Here is a 17,256-nt window from a genome sequence, read left to right as displayed (position 1 = left end):
GGGCCGGCCCGCGGCGCGGGGAGGCGCCGACGGCCGGCCCGGCCGCACTACCGCTCCCAGTACAGGACGTCGATGCGGGCGTCGTCGACGACCGCCGACCCGCCGCCGCCGTGCTGGGTGACCCGCATGCGCAGCCGGCGGCCCTTGGCGAGGTTGCCGTTCTGCAGGAACGACAGGTGGGCGGCGCCCTCGCGGTGGACGAGCGACTGCACCTTGTAGCCGCCGACCCACTGCCAGGTGCCGTCGGCGCCCCGGGCGACCTCGAAGAACTGCCCCTGGACCTCGGCCCCGGCCTCCAGCCCCGACACCCGCACCGACGCCGTCGCCGAGAAGTACGCGCCGTCCTTCTCGTCCACCCCCAGCCAGGAGTACAGCTCGCCGGTCTGCGACCCCCGGCTGGTGCAGCGCAGGGTGGTCCACGCGCCGTCGGGGAGGGGCTGGTCGTCGTCCTTCTCGTACCGCCAGTGCTTGGGCATGTCGTCCTCCGGTCGGTCGCTGGGGGCTTTGGCGAAGGTTCCGTTGCGGACCAGGGAGTAGGCCGCGTCGCCGGGGCACGACGTGGCGATGAAGTCGCGGTGGCCCTTGACGGTGCCCGCGATGCTGGACTCGGGCTCCATCAGCCACTGCCGCAACTGGCGGACGGCGTTGATCTGGTCCGGGGTGATCTCGTCGGTCGGCCCGGTGGCCAGGGTGCAGGAGTAGTAGGTGGAGTTGCCGCCCGGCTGCGCCGCCTGCTGCTTGAACAGGCCGCGGCCCTCCAGCACGTAGCCGTGCGGGCAGGCCATGAACGAGTTGCCGGTGAAGTACACCGTGCCGTCGCGGCGCGCCAGCCAGGTGGAATCGGGCGTGGTGGGGCACCACACGGGGCCGTCGTGGGCGGCGGTGCCGACCACCGGGCGCACCCCGGCGGCCCCGCCCCCCGGTGCCAGGCGGTCGTCGGGCAGCCGCTCGACCACCCAGCCGCCGGCGTGCGGCCGCACGGCCGTGGCCCACCCCGCGAGCACCGCCGCGAACTGGACCGCGTCGGCGGCGGCGCGGCGGAGCGGGACGCGCGGCCCGGTGCCGGACGGCAGCGCGGTGTCGAGGAACAGGGCGAGTTGGGCGCGGGTGAGGGAGCGGAGGAACGCGCCGCCGGGCACCCCGCCCGGTGCTGCGGCGGCGAGCACCGCGCGGGCGTCGGCCGACAGGGCGAAGCGCGGGGCCGCGCCGGGGACCTCGCGCCAGGCGCCGGCGCCGGGTCCGGGGATGCCGTCGGCCGGCGGCCCGAACACCGCGGCGAGGTCGGCGCGGACCCGCGCGGTGTCGCCGGGGCGGACCGGCCGGGGCGCGGCGGGATCGTCGTGGTCGGGGGAGGCGCAGGCCGCGGCGACCAGGGAGACCAGGGGGTCGGCCCACTTCGCCTCGGTGGGGAGGTCGGCGCAGGGCGCCGCGAGCGGGACGAGGTCGCCCTCGGCCAGGGTGGCGCTGGTGGCCCAGCGCCGTTCGGGTGGGGCGGAGCCGGGTGCGGCGGGCACGTGCTCGACCGGCCAGCGGTGCGCCGCCGTGGTCAGCGACGAGTGCCCGTGGCCCTCCATGCGGATCAGGGTGCGGGGGAGCGCGGGGAAGACGTTGACCGAGAGCAGTGGGCTCCACCGCGCGGTGCCGGTGGTGTGGTCGAGGGTGAGCACGGGGTCGCCGGCCCGGAGGTCGCGGTGGTGGCGCCAGCCCTCGCCGGTGAGGATCTCGGTGGCCTCGTCGACGCAGTAGCCGATGTCGGCCCAGCCCCGCGATGGGCCGGTGTGGAACGACCGGGTGGCCTTCCAGTAGGAGACACACGCGGAGTGCGGTTTGCCGGCCAGGTTCTGGTCGACGGAGTCGTAGTGGATGCACAGGCCGTCGCGGGGGTTCGCGTACGAGGCCGGCGAAGCGCCCCAACCCAGCTCCGAACGGGAGACGTACTTGTCCGGTTGCGGCATGGTCCTCCAATCGTGGGGAGTCCTGTACGCACCGTGGACGGAAAGATCCGCAGAGTCAATAGCGCCGAAACCACCTGTGGACGGCCGGAACGCCCGCAACCCGCCCGGCCGCGTGCCGCGAACGACGAACCCGCAGGCCAGGGCGGCCATCCGCCCCGATGTCCGGGCGGAACTCCGGAGGCCACGCGGGCCCCCGCAACCCCACCCGCCCCGAGCCCTCCGCCCCGCCCGGCCGGGCCACCAGGTCCCCCCGCCCGGCGACGGCGGCCCCCACTCGCGAGCACCGCCACCTCGCCCGCTCTTCGCCAGGGCTTCCCGCCTTCGCGGGCCGCGTCGGCCTCCGACCTCCGCCCGGCGGTACGGAGGCGGCCGGGCGTCGTCCCCATCCGGCAGCCGGAGGTACGCCGCCCCACCGTACCCGTGTGGCGGGACGCGTCCAGGCCCTCGCGCGGCCACCTCGCCTGCCTCGCGGGCAGGGCCTGCACGCCTTCGCGGGCCGCGCCCGCATCCGGTCGCCGAACCGGCCCGCGTTCCCGCCGGGGGAGCGCTCGGTCCCCGACCGGCGTGCGGGGTCGTGCCGGCCCCGGCCGTGCGCCGCGCCGCCGGGCGGACGGGGACCGCCCGACGGTGCCAGGACGCCCGCCGCGTCAGCCCTCGGCCGTCCGGCGGGATGTGCGGCGCAGACGGGTCACCGCGGCGGTGCGGGCGGCCAGGACGGCGGCCCCGCTCAGGGCGGCGACGCCGAGCAGCAGCATGAACGCCGGGGCCAGATAGGCCATCTGGATCCAGGCCACGTCCCGGCCCCGGTAGAGCGCGCCCATGACGAGGTGGACGCTCCCGAACAGCACGGCGGGCGCCGCCAGCGGCAGCGACCGGACGGCGGCCCACCACGGCCGGCCGGCGCGGCGCCGCGCCCAGCCGGCCGCGCGCCGCACCCCGAGGCCGGCCGCAGCGGCCGAACCCGCCGCCGCCACGAGCAGGGCGGCGTCGACCGCCGCACCGCCCCAAGGCGAGGGCGGGGCGGGCACGTCCGCCCCGTCGACCAGGTCCACCAGCAGGGCGCCCAGAGCGTGCGCGTCGGGGCCCGAAGCGGTGTTCACCATCACCGCGACGCCGTACCCGGACGCGGGCAGCAGGGCCTGGTAGGCGGTCGACGTGAACAGGTCGCCGCCGTGCTCCACCAGCGGGGCGCCCGAGGCCGTGGTGCCCGTGTCCCAGCCGAGCGCGTAGGAACCCGCGTCGGACGGCGTGTGGGAGGCGGCGATCCCCTCCTCGGAGAGGACGCGGGCGCCGTCGGCCGCCGCTCCGCCGTTGTTCTGCGCGATCAGCCAGGCGGCCATGTCCTCGGCGGTGCTGAGCACCCCGCCCGAGCCGCCGCCGAACGCCGGCGGCTCCGGTGCCGCCAGCGGTATCCCGGCGACCCGGACGTGGCCGCGCGCGCTCGGGGGCAGGTCGTCGGCGGTGTCGGCCGCGCCGCTGTCCGCCATCCCCAGCGGGCCGAACACGTGCTCCGCCAGCACGTCCGCGAAGGGTTCGCCGCGCACCACCTCCACGAGCCGCGCGGCCACCTGGTAGTTGGGGTTGTGGTACTCGTACCGCTCGCCGGGGGCCGCCGCGGGCACGGCCGTCCGCATCTGGGCGACGCGCTCCCGCAGCGTCTCCGGCTGCGGACCGCTGAACGCGGCGAACCCGGTGTCGGACAGGCCCGAGGTCTGGTCGAGGAGCTGGCGCACGGTGATGTCCCGGGTGCGCGGATCGTCCGGCGCGAACTCCGGCAGGTGCTCGCGCACCGGGTCGTCCAGGTCGAGCGCCCCCTCCTCCGCGAGCTGGAGCACCGTCAGGGCGGTGAACGACTTGCTCACGGAGGCGACCGCCATGGTCGTCCGGCCGGTGACCTCCGCCCCGTCGGCGGTCCGCCCGTAGCCGTCGGCGTGGACGACCCCGGTCCCATGGGTCACCGCGACCGCCACCCCGGGGACCCGGGAGGTCCGCCGGAAGTCGTCGACGACCGCCGCCACCTCCTCGGCCGTGACCGCCGCGTCCCCGCCGCCGTCGGCCGCGGCGCCCTCACCCGCGGCCGCCGCCTCGCCCGTGGCCGGCCCTCCAGGCGTCGCCCCGTCCGTGGCGGACCCGGCCTCCGGCCCCGCGCCCACGTCGTTCACCGCCGCGCCACCAGGCGCGGCCACCACCCCGCTCACGAGGACCACGGCGCCGATGACCGCGGTCCGCTGCACCCAACTCACCATTGTCGACATCCGGCCGAAACTACGCGCGCACCCACCGCACCCGGAATGGTGCCGCCCGCACCATCACCCTGAAGCCCACCCCACCCCAACGGCCTGGCACCGTACGTTTCCGGCCAGTCACTGCGAGGTGCCCTCCACCTGGTGATCACCCCCGGCCCGTGGCCGCCGGCGGCCACGGCCCCAGTGGCCGGACCCGCGGGTTCCGTCATGCTGCCGGATCGGCGTGAAGTGGGGTTCGATCATCCGATGAGGAGGACAAGGGAGGACCATTCCGGGCGTGAAGGACGCGCGCGCTGTGGTGGTCTCGGGACTGGGGATCCGGCGGGGTTCTGGATTGGAGACTGATCGGTTCGGATCGGATGGTGCTCGCCGAACTGCTCGCAGGGGGCAGGGAGGTGCTCCGCCTTTGCGGGTCGGCGCTGACCGGCGGGGCCGGATCCACGGTGGGGAACGAGCCGACGTCGACGCGCGGGAGCTCGCGTCCATCTACTCCCGTCGGATGCGGACCATGGCGCGAAGAGGGCAGTCCGTGACCGCGCCCCCGCTCTGACCGCGCGGCGCACCGAGGACACCACCCTCAGCGGGGTCGCGTGAGGTAGCGCAGGAGGAGGGTGTCGTCTTCGGCGAGTGCGGTGGCCAGGGTGAGGTCCGCGGGGGTGGTGGGTGGGCCGGTGGCGATGCGGCCGGCGGGGCCTGCGGTCAGCAGGGGGGAGATGGTCAGGCGGAGTTCGTCGACGAGGCCGGCGGCGGTGAGGGCACCGAACAGGTGGGGGCCTCCCTCGCAGTCGATGCGCCGCAGACCGCGTTCGGTGAGGGCGGCGACGGCTGCGGCCAGGTCGACGGTCTCCTCGCCCGCGATGACGACCTCCGCGCCGGAGTCGGTCCACGCCCGTCGGGTGGCGTCCGGCGCGGTGGCGCAGGTGAGGACGAGGGTGGGGACGCGCGCCTGGGTGATGACGGGGGCGTCGGCGGGCAGGCTCCTGCCGGTGGTCACCACGGCGGTGGGCGGGATGTCGGCCAGACCGTGGCGGTGCCGGCGGGCGAGGGTGTGCTGGTCGGGGTGGACGCCGCGGAAGTCCTCGACCATGGCGGTGGTGGCGCCGATCAGCAGCACGTCGGCCAGGTCGCTGCCGAGTTGCAGCACCTTGCGGTCGGGCGGGGTCGACAGGGGTCGGGCCTTGCCGCCGACCTCCACGGCCCCGTCGGTGCTGGCGACGAAGTTGGCGACCAGCCAGCGTGGGCGGTCGGGGTAGGTGTAGAGGCGTTCGAGTTCGCCGTCGTCGATGGGGCGGGCGTCTCCGGTGGGCCAGATCTGGTGCATCAGGCGATCCAGGTGCCGGTGCGGGCGGGCGGACGGGTGCCGTTGACGGCGGCCGCCATCTCCAGGGTCTGCCGGGTGGGCAGGACCTGGTGGGCGCGGAAGACGGCGGCGCCGTCCCGGGCGGCGATGGCCGTGGCGGCCAGGGTGCCGGTCAGCCGGTCCTGCAGCCCCACGTCCAGGGTCTCGCCGACGAACGTCTTGTTGGACAGGGCCATCAGGACCGGCCATCCGGACTCGGTGAACTCCCGGACGCTGCGCAGGAGCAGGAGGTGGTCGGTGGTGTTCTTGCCGTATCCGGTGCCGTCGATGAGGATGCCGCCGCGGGGGACGCCCGCGGCCTCGGCCCGGGCGGCCAGTTCGGTGACCGCTGTGCGGACGGCGGCCACCACGTCGGGATAGTCGGGGCGGAAGGGTTCGGCGCGGGGCGTGCGTCCGCCGGTGTGGGCGCACACGTAGCCGGCGCCGTGGGCGGCGGCCACGGCGAGGATCTTCGGGTCGGCCGCGGCCCAGGCGTCGTTGAGGACGTCCGCGCCGGCCCGGCAGGCGGCATCGCCGACTTCGTGCCGCCACGTGTCGATGCTGATCACGAGGTCGGGATAGCGGTCGCGGGCCCACTCCACCAGGGGGACGACGCGGGCGATCTCCTCATCGGTGCTGACGTGCTCGCCGGGACTGGCCGCGACTCCGCCGATGTCGATCATGTCGGCGCCCTCGGTGACGGCCCGGGTGATCGCCGCCTGGGCCGCCTCGGCGGCGAAGGTGGCGCCCTGGTCGTAGAAGGAGTCGGGTGTCCGGTTGACGATGGCCATCACCAGCGGCCGGTCGCTGGTGATGCGACGGCCCCGGAACTCCAGGTCGACTGCTGTCGTGTGCATGCTGGGAGTGTCTCCTGTTCCTGTCCGGTCGGGGTGCTCACCAGTGGTGGGGTGCGTCACCGGCGGGGTCGGCCGGGCCGCGATACGCGCGGCCGACCCAGGGGGCAGGAGCAGCCATGGCGCCTCCACGTCGACAAGGTCCGTTGTCCTGCAGACTGGCCAGCTCGCCGTTCATTTGTCAATTCCTGTTGGTGTTACTTTGACGGTGTGGGTACGAACCAGGACCATCACAGGGACGCCCTCAGCGGACTGAGCAGCCTGGACGACCCGGTGCGGCGCCGCCTGTACGAGTACGTGCGCACGTGCGACGAACCGGTCGGCCGGGAGGACGCGGCGAAGGCGGCCGGGATCAGTCGCACGCTGGCGGCCTACCACCTGGACAAACTGGCGGGCGCGGGCTTCCTCGCCACCAGCTACGCGCGCGCCGCCGGACGCGGCGGGGGCCGCCCCGCCAAGCGCTACACGCGGACGGACCACGAACTGTCCGTCAACGTGCCGCCCCGCGACTACGGCCTGCTGGCCGGTGTGCTGGCCGAGGCGGTCGCCGCCGACGGCTCCGGCGGCGTACGGGAGGCGGTGGCGCAGGCCGCGCGTTCGGCCGGCCGGTCGGCGGGCGGCACGGACCTGATCGCCGCGCTGCGCGGCTGCGGCTACGAGCCCGCGACGACCGCCGAGAACGGCATCGACCTCCGCAACTGCCCCTTCCACCGCCTCGCCCGCGAACACCCGGAACTGGTGTGCCGGCTGAACCTGCACCTGGTACGGGGCCTGCTCGAAGCGGGCGGGCAGCCACCCGATCGGGCGGTGCCGGCGCCCCGCCCGGGCCGCTGCTGCGTGGTCCTCGCTCCCCCCGCCCGGGAACCCGACGCCACGGCGGTGCGGGGGCCGGACCGCGGCGGCGGGAGCCGCCACGCGTAGGGACGGCCGTCGCGGAGCGTCGCCGACGGGTTCGGCGGGGCGGGGCGCCGGTCGGACGGCGGCATCGCCGCCACCGGCGCGGCCGTCCGCGCCGGGGCCGTCGGAACCCGCGCGGCCCCCTGGCCCCAGCGCTCATCGGGCCGCTGCGGGCTCCGTCAGCATCCGCGGTCGGTCCGGCGGCGCTCCATCAGGACGGTGTCGCGCCAGGCGCCGTGGTGGCGGGCGATGCGTTCACGGACGCCGACGGTGCGGAAGCCCGCGCTGTGGTGCAGCGCGAGGCTCGCCTTGTTCTCGGGGAAGATCGAGGTCTGCAGGGTCCACAGGCCGTCGGCGTCGGCGGCGGTCACCTGGCGGTGGATGAGCGCCTTGCCGACACCGCGGCCGCGGGCGGCCTCGGCGACGTAGACCGAGGTCTCGGCCACGCCGGCGTAGACCTCGCGGGGCGAGGCGGGGGAGAGCGCGGCCCAGCCGACCACCTCGCCGTCGATCTCGGCCACCCACCGGTGGCCGGCCGGCCAGCGCGCGGCGAGCGCGTCGGCGTCGGGGACCTCGGTCTCGAAGGTGGCGTCGCCGGTGGCGATGCCCTCGGCGTAGACGCGGCGCACCGCCTCCAGGTCGCCCGGTTCCATGGTGCGCACCGCCACGTCGGCGGGGAGGTCGGTGGGGCAGCAGGGGCGGGACGCCAGCATGCCCATCACGGCGTCGGCCGCGTGGGGCAGGCCGGTGCAGCAGGCGGGGTTGACCATGACACGGGTGGAGGTGCCGTGCTTGGTCAGGGTGACGAAGCCGACCTCGGCGAGCTTGCGCAGGTGGTGGGAGACGGTGGGCTGGCCGATGCCGAGGGAGTCGGCCAGTTCGCCCACGGTGGCCGCGCGCGGTGCCGCGGCGATGGTGTGCAGCAGTCGGACCCGGGTGGGTTCGGCCAGGCAGGCGAACCAGGCGGCGAAGGTCTCGGCTTCGGTCGACGGGAGCGTGGGCAGCGGGGCGGCGGTCGGCGTCACGGTCATGTCCTCAGTATCGACCATGATCGATGGTTGTATCGATCGACGCCAGTCGATAAAGTCGGCATCGATCGACGGAAATCGATGAAAGGTGGCGTCATGGCAGAGGGACTTCCGGTCGCGGTCGTCGGGGCCGGACCGGTGGGGCTGGCAGCGGCGGCGCACCTGCACCAGCGGGGCCTGCCCGTCGTCGTCCTGGAGAAGGGCGCGGCGGCGGGCGCGGCGGTGCGCGAATGGGGCCACGTGCGGCTGTTCTCCATGTGGCGCGACCTGGTCGACCCGGCCGCCGAGGCGCTCCTCGCCGCCACCGGCTGGCGGCGCCCCGCCGATGGCGGCTACCCCACCGGCGCGGAGTGGGCGGAATCGTACCTCGGGCCGCTGGCCGCGGCCCTGGGCGATCGGGTGCGCTTCGGCGCGGAGGTCACCGGGGTGAGCCGCCGGGGGCGCGACCGGGTGGTCGACGCCGCGCGTGCTGAGCAGCCGTTCACCGTCCACGTGCGAACGGCGCAGGGCCGCGAGGAGCGCGTCCTGGCCCGCGCGGTCATCGACGCCTCCGGCACCTGGGGCACCCCCAACCCCCTGGGCGGCGACGGCCTCCCCGCTGTCGGTGAGGCGGACGCGGCCCAGCGGATCTCCTACCGCGTCCCCGACCTGGCCGATCCCGCGGTCCGCGCCCGCCACGCGGGTCGGCGCACGGCCGTGGCCGGCCGGGGGCACTCGGCGCTGACCGCCCTGGTGGCGCTGGCCGAACTCGCCGAAGAGGCGCCGGACACCCGTGCGGTGTGGGTGCTGCGCCGCGGCGAGGTCGGCGACGCGTTCGGCGGCGGCGCCGCCGACCAGCTCGCGGCGCGGGGCGCTCTCGGCGAGCGGGCACGCAGGGCCGTGGAGGCCGGGCGCATCGAGGTCGTCACCGGGTTCCGCACCGCAGAGGTCCGGCTCTCCGACGCCGGCGTCGTGCTGACCGACGACGGCGGGCGGGCGCTGGAGCCGGTGGACGAGGTGGTGGCGGTGACCGGGTTCCGCCCGGACCTGGCACCGCTGTCGGAGATCCGCCTGGGCCTGGACGCCGCGCTGCAGGCGCCGGTGGAACTGGCGCCGCTGATCGACCCGAACGTCCACTCCTGCGGCACCGTCTACCCGCACGGCGTCCGGGAGCTGTCCCACCCGGAGCCGGGGTTCTACCTGGCCGGGATGAAGTCCTACGGCCGCGCGCCCACCTTCCTCGCGCTGACGGGGTTCGAGCAGGTGCGCAGCATCGCCGCGCAGCTCGCGGGCGACCACGAGGCCGCAGCGAGGGTGGAGCTGACGCTGCCGGAGACCGGCGTGTGCGGCGGCTCCGGGCTCTTCGACGCGCCCGCCGCGGAGTCCGCCGGCGGCTGCTGCGGCACGGGCCCGGAGACCATCGAGCTGGTCCAGCCCTCCGCCTCCCTGCTGAGGTGACACAGCGGGTCCGGTCGGGACCCGCCGCGCGGGCGGGCCCCGACCGGCGCCGGACGCGCCGGGCCCTGGCCGTTGTGCGCCACCCCCGCCGTGTCCGCCACCCCCGACGGGCATCGGCGCGCCCGCCGCGCCGCTGACCCGCCCGCCACGGGCCCGCTGCTGCCTGACCCTGCTCCACCCCTGCCGGGGTGTACGGCCCCATGGGCCGCGCACCCGGCTTCCGCATGCCCGATTCCCCGTGTACCAGGAGTTCCCCGATGCCCGCATCCCCCCTGATCATCGTCGGCGGCGGCCAGTCCGGCCTCGCCGCGGCCCACGCCGCCGCCCAGAGGGGTGTCCGCCCGCTGATCCTGGACGCCGCCGAGGGCCCCGGCGGGTCGTGGCCGCACTACTACGACAGCCTCACCCTGTTCTCCCCCGCGCGGTTCTCCGCCCTCCCGGGCCGCGCCCTGCCCGGTGCGCCGGACCGCTACCCCCACCGCGACGAGGTCGTCGACTACCTGCGCGCCTACGCCGCCGGCCTGGACGCCGACATCCGCTACCGGCGGCGCGTGCGGTGCGTCACGGCCGGCAGCGCCGGATTCGCGGTCGCCACGAGCACGGGCGAGCGCTTCACCGGCACCGCTCTGGTGGCGGCGACCGGGGGCTTCTCCCGCCCGCACCGGCCGGAGATCCCGGGCCTGGACGCCTTCACCGGCACCGTGCTGCACACCGCCGACTACCGCGCGCCCGAGCCGTTCGCCGGGCAGCGGATCGTGGTGGTCGGCGGCGGCAACTCCGGTGTGCAGATCGCCGCGGAACTCGCCGGCGTGGCCCGGGTCACCCTGGCCACCCGCACCCCCGTGGCCTGGCAGAACCCGCGCATCCTGGGCCGGGACGTGCACTGGTGGTTCGTGCGCACCGGCCTGGACGCCGCGCCCCTGCGCCGCCTCTGGCAGAAGGGGCCCACCCTGGTCAACGACCGCGGCCGCTACCGGGCCGCCTTCGCCTCCGGCAACCCCGACCGGCGTGGGATGTTCACCCGGTTGGAGGGCGAGAAGGTGCAGTGGGCCGACGGCGGTGTGGAGCGCGTCGACACGGTCATCCTCGCCACCGGCTACCGCCCGGCGCTCGACTACCTGGAGGACACGGGCGCCCTGGACCCGAACAGGGCGCCGCTGCACCGGGGCGGGGTCTCCACCACGGTCCCCGGCCTGGGCTACGTGGGGTTGGAGTTCCAGCGCGGCTTCGCCTCGGCGACGCTGCGGGGGGTCGGCCGCGATGCCCGGTATGTCCTGCGGCGCTTGGGGGTGCGGGGGTGACCGGGGCCGCGCCGTCCCGGCATCCCGGTAGGGCGCGCCGCCGGTGATGGCCCCGCCCCTCCGCCGACCGGCTCAGGCGGGACCGCGCACCCCGGCCCGTTCCGGGAAGAGGCGCCGTGCCCAGAGGGAGACGTAGACCAGCCCGACCAGCACCGGCACCTCGATGAGCGGGCCCACGACCCCGGCCAGCGCCTGGCCCGAGGCCACCCCGAACACCCCGATCGCCACCGCGATGGCCAGCTCGAAGTTGTTGCCCGCCGCGGTGAAGGCCAGCGTGGTCGACCGCTCGTAGGACAGGCGGATGGCGCGCCCCAGGAGCATGGACAGCCCCCACATGAGGACGAAGTAGACCAGCAGCGGGACGGCGATGCGCGCGACGTCCAGGGGCCGGGAGGTGATGGCCCCGCCCTGGAGGGCGAAGAGCATGACGATGGTGAACAGCAGCCCGTACAGCGCCAGCGGGCCGATGCGGGGCAGGAACCGCTCCTCGTACCAGGTGCGGCCCTTGGCGCGCTCGCCCAGGACCCGGGTCAGGAAGCCGGCGGCCAGCGGGACGCCGAGGAAGACCAGCACCATCGCGGCGATGTGCCACGGGGAGACGTCGATGCCGTTCTGGTCCAGGCCCAGCCACCCGGGCAGCAGGTCGAGGTAGAACCAGCCGAGCACGCCGAAGGCGAGGACCTGGAACAGGGAGTTCAGCGCGACGAGGACCGCGGCCGCCTCGCGGTCACCGCAGGCCAGGTCGTTCCAGATGATGACCATGGCGATACAGCGGGCCAGGCCGACGATGATCAGACCGGTGCGGAACTCGGGCAGGTCGGGGAGGAGGATCCAGGCCAGGGCGAACATCAGGGCCGGACCCACCAGCCAGTTCAGCACGAGGGAGGAGGCGAGCAGCCGGCGGTCGCGGGTGACGGTGTCGAGGCGGTCGTAGCGGACCTTGGCCAGGACGGGGTACATCATGACCAGCAGGCCGATGGCGATCGGCACCGAGATTCCGCCGACCTGGATCGCGTCCAGGGCGGACTGCAGGCCGGGCACCCAGCGCCCCAGGACCAGCCCCGCGGCCATGGCGATGCCGATCCAGACGGGCAGGAAGCGGTCCAGCGTCGACAGCCGTGCCGGGCGTGCGGCGATCGGAGCCGCGGCTTCGGCCTCGGGCTGAGCCATGGAAGTTCCTCCAGATGTGTCCAGGTGTGCGGGGTGACGACCTCGCACACCATACATCGACGTTGATTGATATCAATCATGGCTGATAGGTTTCGATGCGGCGCCGCCCGCGCGGCCGCGCCGCAGCGCTCCATCCGAGGTCGCAGAGAGAGGCCGTCCCGTGCCGGGCAAACCGAGTGTGCTGTTCGTCTGTGTCCACAACGCCGGGCGGTCGCAGATGGCGGCCGGCCTGCTCGCCCACCTCGGCGGCGACCGCGTCGAGGTCCGCTCCGCCGGATCCGAGCCCGCCGACGCCGTCAACCCGGTCGCGGTCCAGGCCATGGCCGAACTGGGCATCGACATCGCCGCCGAGCGGCCCAAGGTCCTCACCACCGACGCCGTCGAGGCCAGTGACGTGGTCATCACCATGGGCTGCGGCGACGCCTGCCCCATCTTCCCCGGCAAGCGCTACCTCGACTGGAGGCTCGACGACCCTGCCGGCCAGGGCATCGACGCCGTCCGTCCCATCCGCGACGACATCCGCCGCCGCGTCGAAGGGCTCCTCGCCGAACTCGGCGTGCCCGCCCGGAACTGAGGCGTTCCCGAGCGGGCCCGCTCACCCCGTGCCGCCCGCGCCGCGCACGCCCGGCGGACCCGAGAGCGGGGACCCGGGGTCCGCGGAGTTCAGCACGGGCGGTACCTCCCGCGTGCCTGCTCGGCGCCGGCGGCGAGGTCGCGCAGGGCGTCGGCCAGTCCGGAGACGGCGTCCGGGCGCAGGCGGTAGTAGGTGAACCGTCCGCGGGGCTCGGTCTCGACCAGGCCGGCCTCGCGGAGGATCCTCAGGTGGTGGCTGATGGTGGGCTGCCGAGCGCCCGTCTCCTCGATCAGATGGCAGGTGCACATCTGCTCCGTGGCCAGCAGCCGGACGATGCGCGCCCGCAGCGGATCACCGAAGAGCTGCACGGCTGCTTCGGCGGCGTCGTCCTTCGGTGACATCAGCATGCGTTGATACCACCACGGCGCCGGAGCGCCGTCAAACGCCCCGGTGCGGACAGGAGGCCGCCGTCCGTACCGCTACCGGCGGGCCGCGGTCCGCTGAGGGAACCTCCGTGCGTCCGGGGACCTCGATGCCCGCCGTGCGTCACCACCACGGCGCCGAGGGACCCGAGAACGGCTCGGGAACTCTCATCCGTGGGACATCCGTGGCAGCCGGGGCCGCCAGGGCCGCCGACCGTCTTCCGTCGCCCTGCCGGGGCCGTCACCACTTCGGTGACAGGTGGACAGACGGGCCCGTGCCCTGAACCACGTCGGCGTGGCCGCGTGAGGCCGGAACCGGCGGCCCCGGGCCGTTCGGGGCGGCAGCGGCCTACCGTGCCGGTTATGCGCTTCCTCCGCTACGCCCGCTTCCTCGTCCGCGAGGGCCTGCCGCGGGCGATGTACTCCACCGCCGTCCTCGCGGTGCTCCTGCTCGCCGTCACCGCCTGGCCGCTGTTCGCCCCCCTCGCCGACCTCCTCCCCCTTCCCGATCCCCTTCCGTGGGAGCACATCAGGTCGGTGGCGGTGAACGCGGTCATCCTGGCCATCGCCCTCGCCGTCATCCGCTCCCGGCGGCGAGCACCGTTCCGGCTGGGCTGGCTCATCCTCGCCGCCTGGATCGCGGCCGCCGCAGCGGTCGCCGCCATCGTCGCCCTCACCTGGGCCGCCCTGGGCTCCCCGCCCCTCGACGCGCCCCAGCGGCTCTCCCCCCGCGCCCTGGACGCCATCGCCACCCGCGCCTTCGCCATCGTCGCCGGACTCGGCGGCGTCGCCTTCCTCGTCATCGGCTACCGCCGCCAGCGCGCCACCGAGGCCGACGCCGTCCGAGAGGACGTCCGGCTGTTCAGCGAGCGCTTCACCGCCGCCGCCGAGCAGCTCGGCAGCGAGCAGCCCGCCGTGCGCCTGGCCGGTGTCCACGCCCTCGCCCGCCTCGCCGACGACGCCCCCGCCGGCCGCGACGACCTGGTGCAGACCGTCATCGACGTCCTCTGCTCCTATCTCCGTATGCCCTACGAACCCGCCCCCGGCCCCCTGCCCTCCGACGCCTCTCCCGACCAGATCGCCGACCACCGCCGGCGCGAACGCGACTTCGCCGCGAGCCGGGAGGTCCGCCACACCACCATCCGCGCCGTCGCCAACGGACTGCGCACCAGCCGACGCTGGCGGGGCAAGGACTACGACTTCCGCGGTGCCGTCTTCGACGGCGGCGACTTCAGCCGTGCCGTCTTCGAGGACGGCTCCGTTCTCTTCGACGGCGCCGAATTCGCCCACGGCACCGTCCTCTTCTCCCGCGCGCAGTTCTCAACGACCCTGGTGGGCTTCGGCCGCGCCCGCTTCACCGGCGGCGCCGTCGTCTTCTTCCGCACCCGCTTCTTCCACAGCAGCATCGGCGCGTACTACTCGACGTTCGAGGGCGATGGAACGCTGTCCTTCGAGAACACCGAGTTCACCCGCGGCGTGCTCGACTTCCACGACGCGGCGATCGGAGACGGCGTCGTCTTCACCGACGCCACGCTCTCCGGCACCGAGGTCTCCTTCGAGAACGCCACGGGGAAGCGACCGGCAGGGCTGCTGATGATGGTCGCGGACGGCAAGCCCACGTCCTTGGTCATGCCGGACTCGTGGTGGCCGGAGGGGATGCGCGCCGCCGGTACCTGACGTCAGCGGGCGCAGTCCGTCGGCGTAGGCGGGGCACTCAACCGCTCGCCTGACGGCTCACTAGTCCGGCAGCGGTTTCAGCGGCCGTCCACCGATCCTGTCCGGAATCGGACTGGCCGGGTCCGGCAAAAAGCGCTTACCGGGGATAAGCTTTTTGAAACGATCGGTTCTGACCGAGCGACTCCTCTCCCAGAAGCGGTGCCATGCCCGATCGTCCCCTGCCCGCGTCCGTGCGCTGGCTGCGCGCACTGCTCTACCTCTCCGGTGGGCTGACCCTGCTGATCGCGCTGTCCATGCTCATGCTCACCGGAATCTCCGCCTACGAACTCGGCTACAACGCCATGGCGTCGCTGCCCGGGGTGGCCCAGATCCTGCTCGCGGTGTTCATCCGCCGCAACGGCCGCGTGGTGTTCTGGTCGATCCTCGCCGTGGAGGCCCTGCTCTGCCTCTACGCCCTGCTGACCCTCGGCGGCGACGGGCGCTGGACCCAGCTCATCCTGCCCGCGGTGATCCTCGTCCTGCTCCTGCGACCCACGGCGCGCGCCTTCTTCCTCCGCTGACCTCCCGCCGACCCGCTGCCTGAGGCTGCCCCCATGCTCCGACGCATCCACGACCCCGAACGCGGCGCCGGCTTCACCGAGTACGCCACCGTCATCCTGCTCGTCGCCGCCATCACCGCCGCGGTCATCGCCGGCGGCCTGCCCGGCCGCGTGTCCTCGCTCATCGCCTCCGCCGTCGACGCCGTCGGCAGCGGCGAGGTCGGGGAAGGTGACGGGGAGGGCGACGACGGGCCGGAGGGCGACAGCGGCGAGGAAGGCGACGACGGGCGGGAACCGGGCGAGGACGCCCCGGCCGGCCCCGAGATCACGCAGGTCTCCGACGAGGACGACGGCCAGGACCCGCCCGCCGACGACGACGGCGGCGACGACGGCGGTGACGACGGCGGCGGGTTCTGGTCCTCGGTGGGCGACGGGCTCAGCGACATCGGCGGCGGCTTCGCCGACTTCGGCACCGGCGTCTGGAACGCCGCCACCGACACCTGGGACGGCGTGGTCGACGCCTGGGACGGCCTGGTCGACGGCGCCCAGCGCCTGTGGGACGACCCGGGCCAGTGGGCCTCCGACACCTGGAACGGGCTGGTCGACGGGGTGACCGGCACCTGGGACCAGGTGACCGAGGACCCCCTCGGGTGGGTCACCGACGCCCTGTTCAGTGAGGAGACCCAGGAGAACTGGAGCAACGGCAACTACCTGGAGGCCGTCGGCCAGGGCGTGGCCGAGAACGCGGTCGCGCTCATCCCCTACTTCGGGTGGGGCAAGAAGCTCGACCGCCTGGGCGACATCGCCGACGGCGACAACGGCGACCGCGGCAGCGACAACGATGACGAGGACGGCGACGACCAGCAGCAGGCCGACGACCAGGACCAGGAGGACCAGGACAGCCCGTCGTGCACGCGCCCGTCCAGCTTCGTGCCCGGCACCCCCGTCCTGCTCGCCGACGGCACCACCCTGCCCATCGAGGACGTCGCCGTCGGCGACGAGGTCCTCGCGTTCGACCCGCTGACCGGGGAGGAGGGGCCCCGCGAGGTCACCGACCTCATCACCGGCAGCGGCGCCAAGACGCTGGTCACCCTCACCGTCGACGACGGCCAGGGCGGCGCCGACACGATCACCGCCACCGACGCCCACCCCTTCTGGGTCCCGGAACAGGCCGCGTGGGTCGAGGCCGCCGACCTGGAGCCGGGCACCTGGCTGCGCACCTCGGCCGGCACCTGGACCCAGGCCACCGCCGTCGACACCGAGCGGGTCGCCGAACAACGCGTCCACAACCTCACCGTCGCCGACCTGCACACCTACTACGTGTCGGCGGGGGACACCTCGCTGCTGGTGCACAACACGCCGCCGGAATGCGGCGACCTGGGCGACTCGTGGGAGCCCAGGGACCCCTCGGAAATCCCCGGCGACAGGGGCGGGTGCGAGGCCTGCGCGCTGGAGATCATCGACCGCCTGGGCGGCGGCGAGGTGCTGCGGATCGCCCCTCCGCCCTACGCGCGCCAGCTCTGGAAGTACCGTGATCAGGAGGTGCAGTGGAACGTCCACTACGCCGTGATCAAGGACGGGCGGGTCTACGACGCCTGGACCGACAGGACGGGAGAACCCCTGGAGACGTACATGTCGCAGTGGGAGGACGCGGGCGAGACGACGGTGACGACCCGTGGTTCACTGGCGCCGAATCCGGACAGTGGCGGCTACACGTTCACCCCGGGGGAGTGAGGGAGGGACGATGTCGCCGACCGGGCAGATCGTCAGAAACGCCAGGCTCCGGCCCTCTTCCTGCGGGCTCGACGGGTCGTTCG

The 17,256-nt window shown here is 74.6% G+C and carries 14 protein-coding genes; 7 read left to right on the top strand and 7 right to left on the bottom strand.

Going from position 1 to position 17,256, the window contains the following annotated elements; translation table 11 throughout:
* Positions 1-47: 47 nt before the first annotated feature.
* The 4 genes from NT8_RS03450 to folP all read right to left on the bottom strand — a co-directional run bounded on the left by NT8_RS03450 (position 48) and on the right by folP (position 6,397).
* Positions 48-1,955, bottom strand: a complete 1,908-nt coding sequence (locus tag NT8_RS03450; protein ID WP_067964143.1) for an N-acetylmuramoyl-L-alanine amidase — start codon at positions 1,953-1,955, stop codon at positions 48-50.
* Between the two features lie 647 nt (positions 1,956-2,602).
* Positions 2,603-4,210 (bottom strand): serine hydrolase domain-containing protein, encoded by a 1,608-nt coding sequence (locus NT8_RS03445; RefSeq protein ID WP_245646014.1) that lies wholly within the window; start codon positions 4,208-4,210, stop codon positions 2,603-2,605.
* 568 nt (positions 4,211-4,778) lie between these two features.
* Entirely contained in the window at positions 4,779-5,522 is a 744-nt protein-coding gene (locus NT8_RS03440; RefSeq protein WP_084468609.1) for a pyrimidine reductase family protein, read from the bottom strand.
* On the bottom strand, positions 5,522-6,397 hold the full coding sequence (gene folP / locus NT8_RS03435; protein WP_067964139.1) for a dihydropteroate synthase: 876 nt from the start codon (positions 6,395-6,397) through the stop codon (positions 5,522-5,524). Before folP ends, NT8_RS03440 begins: the two co-directional genes overlap by 1 nt.
* 207 nt (positions 6,398-6,604) lie before the next feature.
* Here folP and NT8_RS03430 point away from each other — a divergent pair, with 207 nt between their 5' ends.
* On the top strand, positions 6,605-7,315 hold the full coding sequence (locus NT8_RS03430; protein ID WP_067964134.1) for a helix-turn-helix transcriptional regulator: 711 nt from the start codon (positions 6,605-6,607) through the stop codon (positions 7,313-7,315).
* 155 nt (positions 7,316-7,470) lie between these two features.
* On the opposite strand, the gene NT8_RS03425 is transcribed toward NT8_RS03430, so the two are convergent.
* On the bottom strand, positions 7,471-8,322 hold the full coding sequence (locus NT8_RS03425) for a helix-turn-helix domain-containing GNAT family N-acetyltransferase (RefSeq protein WP_067964132.1): 852 nt from the start codon (positions 8,320-8,322) through the stop codon (positions 7,471-7,473).
* A 93-nt stretch (positions 8,323-8,415) separates the two neighbouring features.
* Between NT8_RS03425 and NT8_RS03420 the strand changes: the two genes are divergently transcribed.
* Together NT8_RS03420 and NT8_RS03415 are read left to right on the top strand one after the other, a co-directional pair.
* Positions 8,416-9,756, top strand: a complete 1,341-nt coding sequence (locus NT8_RS03420; RefSeq protein ID WP_067964130.1) for an FAD-dependent oxidoreductase — start codon at positions 8,416-8,418, stop codon at positions 9,754-9,756.
* Positions 9,757-10,013: 257 nt separating this feature from the next.
* A complete protein-coding gene (locus NT8_RS03415) occupies positions 10,014-11,057 on the top strand; it encodes a flavin-containing monooxygenase (RefSeq protein ID WP_067964128.1) in 1,044 nt (347 codons plus the stop codon).
* Positions 11,058-11,129: 72 nt separating this feature from the next.
* Here the strand turns inward: NT8_RS03415 and arsB are convergent, their stop codons facing one another.
* On the bottom strand, positions 11,130-12,227 hold the full coding sequence (arsB, locus tag NT8_RS03410; RefSeq protein ID WP_067964127.1) for an ACR3 family arsenite efflux transporter: 1,098 nt from the start codon (positions 12,225-12,227) through the stop codon (positions 11,130-11,132).
* A 160-nt stretch (positions 12,228-12,387) separates the two neighbouring features.
* Between arsB and NT8_RS03405 the strand changes: the two genes are divergently transcribed.
* Positions 12,388-12,801, top strand: a complete 414-nt coding sequence (locus NT8_RS03405) for an arsenate reductase ArsC (protein WP_067964125.1) — start codon at positions 12,388-12,390, stop codon at positions 12,799-12,801.
* Between the two features lie 89 nt (positions 12,802-12,890).
* Here the strand turns inward: NT8_RS03405 and NT8_RS03400 are convergent, their stop codons facing one another.
* Positions 12,891-13,208 carry an ArsR/SmtB family transcription factor gene (locus tag NT8_RS03400; RefSeq protein ID WP_067964124.1) on the bottom strand — a complete coding sequence of 106 codons (318 nt, stop codon included), beginning with the start codon at positions 13,206-13,208 and terminating at the stop codon, positions 12,891-12,893.
* A gap of 378 nt (positions 13,209-13,586) precedes the next feature.
* Between NT8_RS03400 and NT8_RS03395 the strand changes: the two genes are divergently transcribed.
* The 3 genes from NT8_RS03395 to NT8_RS03385 all read left to right on the top strand — a co-directional run bounded on the left by NT8_RS03395 (position 13,587) and on the right by NT8_RS03385 (position 17,173).
* Complete coding sequence (locus tag NT8_RS03395; protein WP_067964122.1) at positions 13,587-14,900, top strand: hypothetical protein; 1,314 nt, start codon at positions 13,587-13,589, stop codon at positions 14,898-14,900.
* A gap of 203 nt (positions 14,901-15,103) precedes the next feature.
* Entirely contained in the window at positions 15,104-15,460 is a 357-nt protein-coding gene (locus tag NT8_RS03390; RefSeq protein WP_067964120.1) for a hypothetical protein, read from the top strand.
* Positions 15,461-15,493: 33 nt separating this feature from the next.
* The gene (locus NT8_RS03385) at positions 15,494-17,173 is read left to right on the top strand and encodes a polymorphic toxin-type HINT domain-containing protein (protein ID WP_067964118.1); all 1,680 of its coding nucleotides are present in this window, start codon (positions 15,494-15,496) and stop codon (positions 17,171-17,173) included.
* Positions 17,174-17,256: the final 83 nt, after the last annotated feature.

The sequence above is a fragment of the Nocardiopsis trehalosi NBRC 14201 genome (genome assembly GCF_001552555.1).
GTDB classification, from domain to species: domain Bacteria; phylum Actinomycetota; class Actinomycetes; order Streptosporangiales; family Streptosporangiaceae; genus Nocardiopsis_B; species Nocardiopsis_B trehalosi.
This window is presented reverse-complemented; position numbering and strand designations above follow the sequence as displayed.

What these genes read in the sequence shown, in the direction of transcription:
- NT8_RS03425 (WP_067964132.1), bottom strand. Translation starts at nt 8,322, where the DNA reads ATGACCGTGACGCCGACCGCCGCCCCGCTGCCCACGCTCCCGTCGACC.
- NT8_RS03400 (WP_067964124.1), bottom strand. Translation starts at nt 13,208, where the DNA reads ATGCTGATGTCACCGAAGGACGACGCCGCCGAAGCAGCCGTGCAGCTC.
- NT8_RS03395 (WP_067964122.1), top strand. Translation starts at nt 13,587, where the DNA reads ATGCGCTTCCTCCGCTACGCCCGCTTCCTCGTCCGCGAGGGCCTGCCG.
- NT8_RS03420 (WP_067964130.1), top strand. Translation starts at nt 8,416, where the DNA reads ATGGCAGAGGGACTTCCGGTCGCGGTCGTCGGGGCCGGACCGGTGGGG.
- NT8_RS03450 (WP_067964143.1), bottom strand. Translation starts at nt 1,955, where the DNA reads ATGCCGCAACCGGACAAGTACGTCTCCCGTTCGGAGCTGGGTTGGGGC.
- NT8_RS03385 (WP_067964118.1), top strand. Translation starts at nt 15,494, where the DNA reads ATGCTCCGACGCATCCACGACCCCGAACGCGGCGCCGGCTTCACCGAG.
- NT8_RS03445 (WP_245646014.1), bottom strand. Translation starts at nt 4,210, where the DNA reads ATGTCGACAATGGTGAGTTGGGTGCAGCGGACCGCGGTCATCGGCGCC.
- folP (WP_067964139.1), bottom strand. Translation starts at nt 6,397, where the DNA reads ATGCACACGACAGCAGTCGACCTGGAGTTCCGGGGCCGTCGCATCACC.
- NT8_RS03390 (WP_067964120.1), top strand. Translation starts at nt 15,104, where the DNA reads ATGCCCGATCGTCCCCTGCCCGCGTCCGTGCGCTGGCTGCGCGCACTG.
- arsB (WP_067964127.1), bottom strand. Translation starts at nt 12,227, where the DNA reads ATGGCTCAGCCCGAGGCCGAAGCCGCGGCTCCGATCGCCGCACGCCCG.
- NT8_RS03440 (WP_084468609.1), bottom strand. Translation starts at nt 5,522, where the DNA reads ATGCACCAGATCTGGCCCACCGGAGACGCCCGCCCCATCGACGACGGC.
- NT8_RS03415 (WP_067964128.1), top strand. Translation starts at nt 10,014, where the DNA reads ATGCCCGCATCCCCCCTGATCATCGTCGGCGGCGGCCAGTCCGGCCTC.